11 protein-coding genes are annotated in these 13,093 nt (G+C 30.6%); 4 read left to right on the forward strand and 7 right to left on the reverse strand.

Features of this window, described 5'->3' with window-relative positions:
- Positions 1-188 precede the first annotated feature (188 nt).
- Positions 189-1,067: a hypothetical protein gene (locus tag ACTQYZ_RS00375; RefSeq protein WP_441415806.1), complete on the forward strand. Its 879-nt coding sequence runs from the start codon at positions 189-191 to the stop codon at positions 1,065-1,067.
- Between the two features lie 12 nt (positions 1,068-1,079).
- On the opposite strand, the gene ACTQYZ_RS00380 is transcribed toward ACTQYZ_RS00375, so the two are convergent.
- The 7 genes from ACTQYZ_RS00380 to ACTQYZ_RS00410 form a co-directional block, all read right to left on the reverse strand.
- A complete protein-coding gene (locus ACTQYZ_RS00380; RefSeq protein WP_138268021.1) occupies positions 1,080-1,571 on the reverse strand; it encodes a hypothetical protein in 492 nt (163 codons plus the stop codon).
- Positions 1,571-2,059: a pantetheine-phosphate adenylyltransferase gene (coaD, locus tag ACTQYZ_RS00385; RefSeq protein ID WP_441021372.1), complete on the reverse strand. Its 489-nt coding sequence runs from the start codon at positions 2,057-2,059 to the stop codon at positions 1,571-1,573. The genes ACTQYZ_RS00380 and coaD overlap by 1 nt, the downstream gene beginning before the upstream one ends.
- Positions 2,060-2,602: a 16S rRNA (guanine(966)-N(2))-methyltransferase RsmD gene (gene rsmD, locus ACTQYZ_RS00390; RefSeq protein ID WP_329385470.1), complete on the reverse strand. Its 543-nt coding sequence runs from the start codon at positions 2,600-2,602 to the stop codon at positions 2,060-2,062. It lies immediately after the preceding gene.
- Positions 2,603-2,613: 11 nt separating this feature from the next.
- Entirely contained in the window at positions 2,614-4,641 is a 2,028-nt protein-coding gene (recG, locus tag ACTQYZ_RS00395) for an ATP-dependent DNA helicase RecG (protein WP_441415807.1), read from the reverse strand.
- A 1-nt stretch (position 4,642) separates the two neighbouring features.
- Positions 4,643-6,292, reverse strand: a complete 1,650-nt coding sequence (locus ACTQYZ_RS00400; protein ID WP_441021370.1) for a DAK2 domain-containing protein — start codon at positions 6,290-6,292, stop codon at positions 4,643-4,645.
- A 25-nt stretch (positions 6,293-6,317) separates the two neighbouring features.
- Positions 6,318-6,674 (reverse strand): Asp23/Gls24 family envelope stress response protein, encoded by a 357-nt coding sequence (locus ACTQYZ_RS00405; RefSeq protein WP_441021368.1) that lies wholly within the window; start codon positions 6,672-6,674, stop codon positions 6,318-6,320.
- A 112-nt stretch (positions 6,675-6,786) separates the two neighbouring features.
- Entirely contained in the window at positions 6,787-7,392 is a 606-nt protein-coding gene (locus tag ACTQYZ_RS00410; RefSeq protein WP_441021366.1) for a hypothetical protein, read from the reverse strand.
- A gap of 213 nt (positions 7,393-7,605) precedes the next feature.
- On the opposite strand from ACTQYZ_RS00410, the gene recF reads away from it, so the two are divergent.
- The 3 genes from recF to gyrA are packed head-to-tail and all read left to right on the forward strand — an operon-like array spanning position 7,606 to position 13,090.
- On the forward strand, positions 7,606-8,718 hold the full coding sequence (gene recF, locus ACTQYZ_RS00415) for a DNA replication/repair protein RecF (RefSeq protein ID WP_441021365.1): 1,113 nt from the start codon (positions 7,606-7,608) through the stop codon (positions 8,716-8,718).
- Positions 8,702-10,615, forward strand: coding sequence for a DNA topoisomerase (ATP-hydrolyzing) subunit B (gene gyrB, locus ACTQYZ_RS00420; protein ID WP_441021364.1), 1,914 nt, complete (start codon positions 8,702-8,704; stop codon positions 10,613-10,615). The genes recF and gyrB overlap by 17 nt, the downstream gene beginning before the upstream one ends.
- A 12-nt stretch (positions 10,616-10,627) precedes the next feature.
- A complete protein-coding gene (gyrA, locus tag ACTQYZ_RS00425) occupies positions 10,628-13,090 on the forward strand; it encodes a DNA gyrase subunit A (protein WP_441021362.1) in 2,463 nt (820 codons plus the stop codon).
- Positions 13,091-13,093 lie beyond the last annotated feature (3 nt).

The raw sequence follows: 13,093 nt of genomic DNA on the forward strand, positions 1-13,093 counted from the left end.
TTATTATTTTAATTATTTTATTATTATATTTAATTTTAAATACAAAAAATGCAGTGAATGCAATAAAAGACGGGGCAATACTCTTTTTTAACGGAGTACTGCCCTCATTATTTCCTTTTTTAGTTATTTCAAATATGTTTTTCAAACTTGATTATGCAAAATATATGGCAAAAATATTTTCCCCTTTTATGACTAAATTTTTTAAAACAAGTGGAATAGGAGCTTATCCGTTAATTACAAGTATTATTTGCGGATATCCAATAGGAAGCAAATCTGTTTGTGATATGTATCTTAATAATAAACTTACAAAACAACAAGCCTCTAAACTAATATCAATATGCTCTACCCCAGGACCAATATTTGTAATAGGAACTGTTTGTAGTATCTTTTTAAATGTACCAAGCAGTGCAGTTATAATTCTAATAAGCATATACTCAGCTTTATTTATATATGCTAAAATATTTTTTAAATATGATAAGGAAACAAAAAAAAATATTTCACATTCAAATTATAAAAAACATTATAATATAGGGAAAATTTTTTCCGATAGCATTACTAATTCACTAAATACTCTTTTAAGCGTAATGGGATATATAATGTTTTTTTCTCTTGTAATAAATTTAATAGACAATACTATTTTTTTTAGTGAACATCTTCCATTTAAGTTACATATATTTTTATCCGCTTTCATAAAAGGGCTAATTGAAATGACAAACGGAATTCAAGAATTAAGTACCATTAATATAATTCCTCTACCCCTAATAATTTCATCAATTACATTCCTTCTATCATTCGGTGGCTTTTGTGCAAATATGCAATGTATATCTTTTATAGTAAATACCGATTTAAATGTATTAAAATATATCATTTCAAAAATAATTCTTGGAAGTATATCGGCTATTATTTCTTATATATTAAGTTTTATATTTTTAAGAGGCGAAATAACTACATTTGCCATAAACAATTTTCTACCTTTTTCATATAGTATTACATCAGTTTTTTTCTTTTGCATAGTATACACTTTTATAATCGCAGTTTCAGCGATGATATTAAAAAAAGAGATATAAAAATATCTCTTTTTATTTTTCTTCGTTAACTTCCGGCGGTCTGCTGTTAATTGCAGATTTTCTAAGTTCTTTTAACTCTATTTTATTATCTTCAATTGTATTCATCATTTCTCTTAATTTATCTTGTAAGTCTTTAAGCATTGCAGCAGAATATTCGATTGAACCTATTCTCATATTTAAAGATTCTGTATTTGCTTTTTTTAGCATATCTTGAGCTTTATTATATGCACTTCTTGTAATTTCATCAGAATCAATAAGCTCTTTAACTTTTCTTTCAGCTGCATTCATAATCTTATTTGCTTCTCTTTGAGCCCCGTCAACAATCATTTTTTCTTGTTCAGTAATTCTGATTGCATCTTTTAAATCTCCAGGCATTTCTGCTCTTATTTCATCCAACAAATCTAAAACTTCATCAGGGTCAACAATTATTTTTGTTGAAAAAGGAACTGTTGCCCCATTTTCCACTAAATCTTGTAATTTATCCAATAATTCTAAAACTTTCATTATTCTTCTCCCTTATATTTTTCTATAAGTGCATTGTTTACACATTTAGGTACTATAGAAGAAACATCCCCTCCGAATTCAGCAATTTGTTTCACATTGCTGGAAGAAACATAGGTATATTTATTACTTGCTACGAAAAAGACACTTTCAACTTCCTTATTAAGCTTTCTGTTTATAGTAGCCATTTGGAATTCATATTCAAAATCAGTTAAGGCTCTTAAACCTCTAATTAAAATATAAGTATCTTTTATATTGCAATAATCTGCTATAAGTCCCGTGTAAAAATCTACTTCAACTTTATCACCAAGTTCTTTTACGCTTTCTTTAAGCAACGATAATCTTTCTTCCAAAGAGAACAGATGGGTTTTTTTTGTGTTTTCCATAAGTACAACGTAAATCTTATCAAAAACTTTTGCCCCTCTTTTTATTATGTCCAAATGTCCGTTTGTTATTGGGTCAAAACTTCCTGCATATATTGCTTTTTTCATCTAATCCTCCCAAACAAAAAAATCGATACTTGTAAGTGAATAAGACTTTGATCTGATTTTTGTTAAATGTTCAAATTCTCCAATTGGTATATTTTTGTCATGCTCTACAACCAATATACCATTATTACATAGTATATCACATTTCACTATATTTTCTATCAAAATTTTTAGTTTTTCATATTTATAGGGGGGATCTAGAAAAATAACGTCGAATTTTTCTTCTGTATTATTAACAAAACTTAATGCATCTTTTTTTATAACTTTACAAAACTCTTCGCATTTCGTTTTCTTTATATTTCTTCTTATAAGCCTTATACTGTCCATGTTATTATCTATAAAATAACTTTTATCTGCCCCACGGCTTATTGCTTCTATACCTATTGCACCACTACCGCCAAATAAATCTAAAAATTTACTTTCCGGAATATACGGCATAAGAATATTAAATAAATCTTCCTTTATTCTATCTGTTGTAGGACGAACTCTTCTGTCTTTTGGACTATCAAGATTCGTTCCTCTCATTTTCCCACCGATAACTCTCATTTATTTTTCCTCTAATTCCATGTAATATTCTTTGAAATACTGCTGTATTTTTCTTTTATATATTTTAAATAATCTCTATTTTCATTTGTATTGTCGTTTAGAATATCTTCCATTGCATCTTTTGCCTTATTAAAAAGCTCGCTGTTTTCAATAAGTTTATATATATTATATCCGTCTTTCCCGCTTTGTCTTACACCAAGAATATCGCCGCTTCCCCTGGTTTTCAAATCATAAAGAGCTATTTTAAACCCATCGGTATTCTTTGATAAAAAACTTAGCCTTTCAATACTCTTTTTACTTTGATTATTACTTAAAAGTATACAATAACTTTCTTTGTCATTTCTTCCAACTCTTCCCCTTAATTGATGAAGAGAAGCAAGTCCAAACCTATCAGCATCTTCTATAATGATAAGTGTTGCATCTTTACTGTCTATACCTACTTCTATTACACTTGTAGAAACCAATGCTTTTATTTTCCCGCTGTAAAAATCATCCATTATTCTGTCTTTTTCATCTTCTGCCATTTTTCCGTGAATTAATGCGATATTAATATTTTTAAAATACGTTTTATTTAATTTTTCATAAATATCTTCTGCAGCTTTTAAGTCTTCACTGCCAATTGATGGACAAACAACATATACCTGATTTCCTTCACTAATCTGCTTTACAGCAAATCTATATACTCTGTCATAATATGAATAATCTTTAAAGTATGTTTTTATTTCTTTTCTGCCGGAAGGTTTTTTATCTATTATACTCACATCAAGGTCTTTGTAAATACTAAGAGCCAATGTTCTTGGAATAGGTGTCGCACTCATTACAAGAGTATGAACGCTATCCCCTTTCTTTGTTAAAAAACCTCTTTGAATAACCCCAAACCTATGCTGTTCGTCAATAACAGCAAGAGCCAAATTCTTGTATTTTACTTTCTTTGAAAAAACTGCATGAGTACCAACAATTACATTACTTATTCCGCTTTCTATTCTCTCATAAGCCAAACGTTTTTCTTTAGCTGTCATACCGGAATAAAGAAATTCCATTCTTATATTAAAATTATCAAAGATTTCTTTCATTTTCTCAAAGTGCTGAGAAGCAAGTATCTTCGTAGGAGCACAAAAAACTGCTTGATAACCGCTCATAACAGCTAAAAATACCGCATACATGGCTATAACTGTTTTACCGCTTCCTACATCCCCTTGAACGAGTCTATTCATCTTTACTCCAGACATAAAATCATCTTCTATGTCTTTTAAAACTTTATTTTGAGAATCAGTAAGTGTAAAGGGAAGTTTATCTAAGAAATCTTGTTTGTAATTTATTTCTATTATCTCTCCCTTAACACCCATATTAAGATTCTTATTTAGTATCATAGATAAATTAAATCCACAAAACTCATCAAAAGTCAAACGTTCATTGGCTTTAAGAGTATCACCTAATCTCTTTGGATTATGAATTCCTTTATATGCATCATATAATGAACATAAATTATACTCATCTTTTATATATTCCGGAATAAAATCCTTTATTGTCATAATATCTAATGCATTTAAAACAAATTTCTTAAGTTCTTTATTTGTTATTTTGCTTTTATTACTTAACGGATAAACAGGATTAAGTCCGCTTTTTATAGATGTTTCATCATTTAACTTTGCATACTTTGGAGAAACCATTTCATAATAATTCCCCTTTTTCTCAACTTTACCATAAAGTTTATATTCTTCATCTTTTTTAAAGAACGAAGAAATGTAGGGATTATTAAAGAAGGTAGCATAAAATATACTACCTTCACTTTCAAATTTTATTTTTGTTATTTTTAAATTTCTTCTTACTATCCTCGTCTTTTGAGCTTCTACAAAATTACATTTAATAAGTTCTTTTTGATTTTGTTTTGCATCTTTTATAGATTTAATATCTCCGATAACCTCATAGGTTCTTGGATAGTAATCAATAAGTTCTTTTAGGGAAAAAATGCCCAAATTATTAAGTTCTACGGCTTTCTTTTCCCCTACACCTTTAAGGGTTGTTAATTCATAACTCATATTATTCAACACTTACAATATAGTAATATAATGGCTGTCCGCCGTATGTTATTTCAACATCTAAATCTTCATATTTTTCTTCAACTATTTCAGCAACTTTATTTGCATCTTCTTCTTTTACATCTTCACCATAGTAAATACTGATAAGTTCGCTGTCGTCATCAACCATTTTATCAATTAACTCAATTGTAGCAGATGAAACATCTTTTGTATCGCAAACAATATCAGAACCTAATATACCAAGAATGTCACCTTCTGAAATCACAGTATCACCGATTTGTGTATCTCTTACGGCAAATGTTACTTGACCTGTTTTAACTTCACTTATTGCATCTGCCATATTTTCAGCATTATTGGCTAAAGAAGATGTTGCATCAAATACCATTAAAGCAGAAATTGCTTCTGGAATTGTTCTTGTTTTTACAACTTCAATATTCTTTTCGCTTATTTCCTTAGCTTGACTTGCAGCCATGATGATATTTTTATTATTTGGCATTAAAATATAATTTTTACCATTTGTATTTTCAATTATATCTAAGAAGTCTTGAGTTGAAGGATTCATTGTTTGTCCTCCTTCAATAACATAGTCCATACCAAGATCTTTAAGGATTTTACTCATACCGCTTCCGGCAGCAACACCAACAAAGATAAAGTCTTTTTCTTCTTTAGAATATTTTTCTTCTGGTTTTTCTTCTTCAGCTTCTTTCAAAATAAGTTCACTGTGTTGTTCTCTCATATTTTCAATTTTAATTTTTGAAAGTTCACCACAAGTAGCCGCCATCTTCATTGCATTCCAAGGCACATTTGTATGAACATGAATTTTAATAATTCCATTATCATGAACGGCAACCAAAGAATCTCCGATTGGAGTAAGTTTATCTTTTAATGCCGCAGTAATAGCACTTTCATATTTTAAATTTTCTTCATGAACCTTAATTAAAAATTCAGTACAATAACCGTATTTAATATCAGAAGAATCTATTTCAAAGCCTTGTACTCCGCTTTCTTCTTTTTCTACATCTTCAACATCAATAAATACAACTTCTTCACCTTTTAAAACTTTTAAAGCACCTTCAAATAAACAAAGTAAACCTCTACCTCCGGCATCAACAACGCCTGCTTCTTTTAATACAGGTAAAAGGTTTGGTGTATTTTGAAGAGATTTTTCACCTGCTTCAAGAACATGAGAAATAAAATCTTCTACTGAAGAATAGCTATTACCGTGTTCTTTTGCAAATTCATACATTTCTCTTGCAACTGTAAGAATTGTTCCTTCAGTTGGTTTCATAACGGCTCTGTAAGCCATTTTTGTAGAAAGCTCAAATGCTCCTATTAAAGAGTCAATGTCAATTTCCTTTACATCTTTTAAACCTTTTGCAAACCCTCTGAAAAGTTGTGATAAAATAACACCTGAGTTTCCTCTTGCTCCCATTAAAGCTCCGCTTGACATGCTTGCAGCAATATCACCGATTTTATCAGATGTAACCTTACTCATTTCTTCAACGGCAGTTTTAACCGTTAAAGACATATTTGTTCCTGTATCACCGTCAGGAACAGGGAAAACATTTAAATTGTTAACCATTTGTTTATTATTTTCTAGGTTAGCATATGCTCCTTTTAATACTTTTTTAAACATTTTTGAATCTATCATTTTTTACTTTTACCTCACCGTTATTTTATTGATTAGCTCTAACGCTTTGAACGTGAACATTGATTTTTTTGATTTTTAGTCCCGTTTGTTTTTCAACATTATATTTTACGGTGTCAATAAGATTTTCTGCAACCGTAACAATTTTCACGCCAAATTCAACAATAACGTAAATATCTATTATAAGTCTGCCATCTTCTTCAATAACTTTTACACCTTTTCTAAGGTTTTCTTTCTTTAAAAGTTCTATAATACCATTGGTTACGCTTCTGCTTGCCATTCCTACAATACCAAAACATTCCATTGCACAAAGCCCTACCATTTGTTCAATAATTTCAGTAGAGATATTTACATCTCCTATATTATCTGTCTTTTTAGCGTACATTAATCTTCTCCTTATAACGTTATATTTGACTTTATTATACCATAATAAAAACTTAATAAAATATATTTTGTTAAAATTTATGATTTAGTTATTAAACTAAAATAAACAATTTTTACAATAAACTTCTCATTCCAACAAAGAACACAACAACAACGATTAAGTTTATAAAAGCAGGTATATGAGGAATAAAAATACTAAAGAAGTCATTCATATCAACTTTAACTTTTTGTTTTGATCTTCTACGTCTTGGAAGCTCATTTTCAAGGGACTTTGTAAAAAACATTACATACAGTACTATAACAGCACTAACAAACATACCCCATATAGAATATGAGAATGTAGATTTACCTAAAAGAATTCCAACAAAACCAACATCAACTAGTCCTGAAAGTTTTGGAAACTCATAACAAAATGTTCCTAAAAATGCTATTACAGCTATTGCCATGAAAAAGAACATAATTCTTCTTGGTTTTATGTATCTAATATCATCAACACTTTTAATTACTCCATACTTTACCTTTGTATAAATATAATTCATAAATACCAAAGAAATCAAAGCTGCAAGTAATCCTATGGCGTAGTATATTTGAATATTTAAATACACCTTTAACTGTTCTGGATTTATTTGTCCAATTAAACTTGGACGTAAAAATAAAATTGAAATCAGAAGTATTACTACTCCGTAAAATAAGTTAACTTGTTTTAAAAAATTTTTCATATTATAATTCTCTCCGATTAGTAAAAATAAATTATCTTTATTATATATCAAAACATTCTCATGTCAAAATATTTTGTATTAATTTACCACATTATAAAACAAAAAATTCACACTTGTTTTTTAATTAAAATATCCCTCATATTTTGATTAAATCCTATGAAAAAACCCCATTTTATGCTATAATTACAGTATAAATCCTAAAGGGGTTTTTTTATGTATATAGAAAATATTGATATAACAAATTTTAGGAATATTGAAAAAATTAATACGTCCTTTAATAAAAAATATAATATTTTTTATGGGGAAAACGCACAGGGCAAAACTAATTTTTTAGAGGCCCTTTCTTTGACTTTAAACGGAATTTCTCATAGAGAAAAAAGCACTCTTAATTTCATAAAACAAGATAGCGATTTTTGCACCGTTTCGGCAAATGTAAAAAAAGATGATGACATAGACACAAACGTAAAACTCACTATTAAAGATACAAGAAAATATGAAATTAATTCTACCCCCGTAAAAACAAGAACAGAACTTTTAAAAGAATATAATATAGTTTTGTTTACTCCTGAAGATTTAAAAATTATAAAAGGATATCCAAAGGACAGACGAAAATTTCTAGATGAAAGTATAAGCCTTATTTTTCCTGCTTATCATAGTGCTTTAAGAAAATACAATAAAGCTTTAAAACAAAGAAATACTATTTTAAAAGATTACACAAAAAGAAACATCGCTTCAAGTTTACTGGATGTATATGATGAAACATTATACACAATAGGAAGTGACATTATAAAAACAAGAATAAATGTTTTAAAGAAAATAGAAAAAATTACAGATAATCTAAATAAAGAAGTATGCAAAAATGAAAATATTAAATTTTTCTATTCTTCAAATGTACTAAAAAACAGTGACTTAACTGATATAAAGCTAATGTATAAAAATGCTCTAAAAAAAGCAAGAAAAGAGGATCTATCAAGAGGGACAACAACTGTCGGAATACATCATGACGACATAAACATTTTTATAAATGACTTGGATACAAAAAAATTTGCATCTCAAGGACAACAAAGAAGCATTGCCCTTTGCATGAAATTATCTTTAATAAAATTACTTTATGACAAATTTGAAGACTATCCGATAGTACTTCTTGACGATGTAATGAGTGATTTAGATAAATTCAGACAAAAACAAATATTAAACTTAATAAAGGACACACAATCATTTATAACTTGTGTCAATCATTCTTTTTTAGAAGATATAAATGATTATAAAATATATAAAATTGAAAATGGAAATTTAAAGGAGGTAACCAGTGGCCAAACAAGATAATAATAATTATGATGCCAGTAAAATAAAAGTACTGGAAGGTCTGGAAGCTGTTAGAAAAAGACCGGGTATGTACATTGGTAGTACAGGAGAAAAAGGCCTTCATCACCTTGTATATGAAATCATAGACAACAGTGTGGACGAAGCATTAGCCGGTTTTTGTAAAAATATAGTTGTAACAATAGGAGAAGGAGATACAATCACCGTAAAAGATGACGGTAGAGGTATTCCTACGGGAATAAACCCAAAATACAAAAAAAGTGCCGTTGAAATTGCCCTTACAATACTTCATGCTGGTGGTAAATTTGACTCTGGTACATATAAAGTATCCGGAGGTTTACACGGTGTTGGGGTATCAGTTGTTAACGCTTTATCAGAACATTTAACCGTCACAGTATATCAAAACGGTCAAATACATCAACAAAAATATGAAAGAGGCAAACCTATAACAAAACTTGAAGTTATAGGAAAAACTAAAGAAACAGGAACAACTGTGTTCTTTAAACCTGACTATGAAATTTTCTCTGAACTTGTATATAACTATGATACTTTAAAACACAGAATAAGAGAACTTGCTTTCTTAAATAAAGGATTAAAAATCACTTTAAAAGATGAAAGAGAAGGCAAAGAACAAGAAGAAACTTTCCATTATGAAGGTGGTATCATAGAGTTTGTAGAATACGCAAACAGAGGCAAAGAAAAACTTACAAATGAAATAATATATTTTGAAAAAGAAAGCGACGTTTGTCTTTTAGATGTTGCTATGCAGTACACTACAAGTTTCAGCGAAAGTATATATTCTTTTGCAAACAACATCAATACCGTTGAAGGCGGTATGCATGTAAACGGCTTTAAAACAGCCTTAACAAGAAGTATCAATGCATACGCAAGAAAATATTCTATACTAAAAGAAAACGAAGAAAATCTTTCCGGAGATGACATAAGAGAAGGTCTTACGGTTGTAATAAGCGTAAAAATTTCTGATCCTGAATTTGAAGGACAAACCAAAACAAAACTTGGTAACCCTGAAGTAAGAGGATATGTTGATACTACGGTTGGAGATAACATCACAGCTTACCTTGAAGAACATCCTCAAGAAGCTAAGATAATTGTTGAAAAAGCTCTAACTGCTCAAAGAGCAAGAAAAGCAGCAAGAAAGGCAAAAGACCTTGTAAGAAGAAAGAGTGTACTTGAAAGTACAGCATTACCTGGAAAACTTGCCGACTGCAGAGAAAAAGACCCTGCAAAATGTGAAATATACCTTGTCGAAGGGGACAGTGCGGGTGGTAGTGCAAAACTAGGAAGAAACCCAAAAACTCAAGCTATCTTACCGCTTAGAGGTAAAATTTTAAATGTAGAAAAAGCAAGACTTGACAGAATGCTAAATGCAGATACTATCCGTTCTATGATTACTGCTTTTGGCACAGGTATTTCAGACGAATTTGATATTGAAAAAGCAAGATATCACAAAATTGTAATCATGACCGATGCCGACGTCGATGGTGCTCATATCAGAACATTACTTCTTACATTCTTCTATCGTTATATGAGAGGTCTTATCGACGCAGGGTATGTTTATATAGCGCAGCCCCCTTTATATAAACTTGAAAAACAAAAGAAAGTATGGTACCTATACTCAGATGAAGAACTTGAAGAAAAATTAAGCGAAATCGGAAGAGATAAAATAGGTCTTCAAAGATATAAAGGTCTTGGGGAAATGAACGGTGAACAACTTTGGGATACAACAATGAACCCTGAAAACAGAACTTTATTACAAGTTACAATAGATGATGCAGCTTATGCTGATGAAATTTTCTCTATCCTTATGGGAGACCAAGTTCAACCAAGAAAAGACTTCATCACAGAAAACGCAAGAAAGGTTAAAAATCTAGATATATAGGAGGTATAAAATATGGCGAAAAAAGAAGAAATTCAAGATATTCATGGAAAAATAGAAACACGTGACATAGTACAAGAAATGCAAACCTCTTATATAGATTATGCCATGAGCGTAATTGTTGGAAGAGCTCTTCCAGATGTAAGAGATGGTTTAAAACCTGTTCACAGAAGAATATTATATTCTATGGCAGAACTTAACTTAACCTACGATAAGCCTTTTAGAAAAAGTGCCAGAATCGTTGGGGATACAATGGGTAAATATCACCCTCATGGTGACAGCGCAATTTATGATGCAATGGTTAGACTTGCCCAAGATTTCTCTACAAGATATCCTCTTGTAGACGGTCACGGTAACTTCGGTTCAATCGACGGCGACAGCCAAGCGGCTATGCGTTATACCGAAGCAAAAATGACAAAACTTACAGGAGAAATGTTAAGAGACATAAACAAAGAAACAGTAGATTATATACCTAACTTTGATGAAACTCTTAAAGAACCTGTAGTTCTTCCAAGTAGATTCCCAAATCTTCTTGTAAACGGCTCTAACGGTATCGCCGTTGGTATGGCAACAAACATCCCACCTCATAACTTAGGAGAAGTAATAGATGCAATTGTTGCTTTAATAGACAATGAAAACATAGAAATAAACGATCTTATTAAATATATCAAAGGCCCTGACTTCCCTACAGGCGGAATCATTATGGGTAAAAGCGGTATTTACAACGCATACACAACAGGTAGAGGAAGAATTAAATTAAGAAGTAAAACTCATATAGAAGAAATAAGTAAAACAAGACAAAGAATTGTCATTACAGAAATTCCTTATATGGTTAACAAATCAAAACTTGTTGAAAAAATTGCCGACTTGGTAAGAGACAAAAAAGTTGTTGGAATTTCAGATATCAGAGATGAATCAGACAGAAACGGAATTAGGGTTGCAATTGATTTAAGAAAAGACGTTAATGCTTCAATCATCTTAAATCAGTTATATAAATATACACAACTGCAAGATACATTCGGCGTAATAATGCTTGCTCTTGTAAATAACCAACCTAAAGTTCTTAACCTAAAAGAAATTTTAGTTCATTATCTAAATCACCAAAAAGAGATAATCGTAAGAAGAACAGAATTTGATTTAAAGAAAGCAAAAGCAAGAGCTCATATTGTTGAAGGGCTTCTTATTGCCCTTGACAATATCGATGAAATAATCAAAATCATCAGAGCAAGTTACAACGATGCTGAATTAAAACTTATGAAACGCTTTGAACTTTCTGAAGTACAAGCAAAAGCAATCGTAGATATGAGACTTAGAAGATTGCAAGGACTTGAAAGAGAAAAACTTGAAAATGAATATGCTGAACTTCTTAAAACAATAGAATACTTAGAAAGCGTTCTTGCAAGTGAAGATTTGGTTATGAACATCATAAAAGAAGAACTTCTTGAAATCAAAGGTAAATATAACGACGAAAGAAGAACAGCTTTTGAAGCAGATGATGAAGATTTTGACATGGAAGACTTAATCGAAGAAGAAGATATTGTAGTTACAATAACTCACGTAGGTTATGTAAAAAGACTTCCTGCAAACACATATAAAGCTCAAAAGAGAGGTGGAAGAGGTGTTACGGCACTATCTACAAGAGAAAATGACTTCGTAAAACATCTATTCTTTACTACAACACATCACTACATTATGTTCTTTACAAACAAAGGTAAAGTATATAGACTTAAAGGCTATGAACTTCCTGAAGCATCAAGAACAGCAAAAGGAACTGCAATTGTTAATCTTTTAGCTCTTGATCCAGGCGAAAAAATAACCGCTGTTATACCTATAAAAGAATTTAAAGACGACGAATTCCTTCTAATGGCAACAAGAAACGGTATATTTAAAAAGACAAGCCTAACTGAATATGACTCTTCAAGAAAGAACGGAATTATCGGAATTAACTTAGCAGAAGACGATGAACTTATCGGAGTATGTCTAACAGACGGACACCAAGAAGTAATACTTGGAACTCATAAAGGTGTTGCAATCAAATTCAAAGAAGAAGATATCAGACCAATTGGTAGAGTATCAAGAGGTGTTAAAGGTATTACTCTTAAAGAAAATGACTTCGTAATCGGAATGGACATTGCTAAGAATGACAGATACGTACTTTCTATTACAGAAAAAGGATTTGGAAAAATTACAAAAGCTAATTTATATCCTACACAAGGAAGAGCCGGAAAAGGCGTGCTTAACTATAAAATTACAGGCAAAACAGGTAACCTTGCAGGAATGTGCGTAGTGGAAAAAGAAAAAGACGATATAATGCTTATAAGTGATGACGGAACAGTTATTAGAATTGATGTAAGCGGAATATCTCAAATGGGAAGAAGCACATCAGGCGTTAAAGTAATGAAACTTGATGAAGATGTAAACATCGCAACAATTGCAAAAGCCCCATCTCAAGATGAGGAAGAATTATCCGAAGAATAAAAG

Origin of the sequence: Anaerofustis sp. LCP19S3_F7, assembly GCF_052119445.1 — a bacterium.
Classification (GTDB): Bacteria; Bacillota; Clostridia; order Eubacteriales; family Anaerofustaceae; genus Anaerofustis; species Anaerofustis butyriciformans.

Excerpts from the sequence above, each read along its gene's own strand:
- coaD (WP_441021372.1), bottom strand. The coding sequence starts at position 2,059 with ATGAAAAAAGCAATATATGCAGGAAGTTTTGACCCAATAACAAACGGA.
- rsmD (WP_329385470.1), bottom strand. The coding sequence starts at position 2,602 with ATGAGAGTTATCGGTGGGAAAATGAGAGGAACGAATCTTGATAGTCCA.
- ACTQYZ_RS00405 (WP_441021368.1), bottom strand. The coding sequence starts at position 6,674 with ATGTACGCTAAAAAGACAGATAATATAGGAGATGTAAATATCTCTACT.
- ACTQYZ_RS00380 (WP_138268021.1), bottom strand. The coding sequence starts at position 1,571 with ATGAAAGTTTTAGAATTATTGGATAAATTACAAGATTTAGTGGAAAAT.
- recF (WP_441021365.1), top strand. The coding sequence starts at position 7,606 with ATGTATATAGAAAATATTGATATAACAAATTTTAGGAATATTGAAAAA.
- recG (WP_441415807.1), bottom strand. The coding sequence starts at position 4,641 with ATGAGTTATGAATTAACAACCCTTAAAGGTGTAGGGGAAAAGAAAGCC.
- ACTQYZ_RS00375 (WP_441415806.1), top strand. The coding sequence starts at position 189 with ATGACTAAATTTTTTAAAACAAGTGGAATAGGAGCTTATCCGTTAATT.
- gyrA (WP_441021362.1), top strand. The coding sequence starts at position 10,628 with ATGGCGAAAAAAGAAGAAATTCAAGATATTCATGGAAAAATAGAAACA.
- ACTQYZ_RS00400 (WP_441021370.1), bottom strand. The coding sequence starts at position 6,292 with ATGATAGATTCAAAAATGTTTAAAAAAGTATTAAAAGGAGCATATGCT.
- ACTQYZ_RS00410 (WP_441021366.1), bottom strand. The coding sequence starts at position 7,392 with ATGAAAAATTTTTTAAAACAAGTTAACTTATTTTACGGAGTAGTAATA.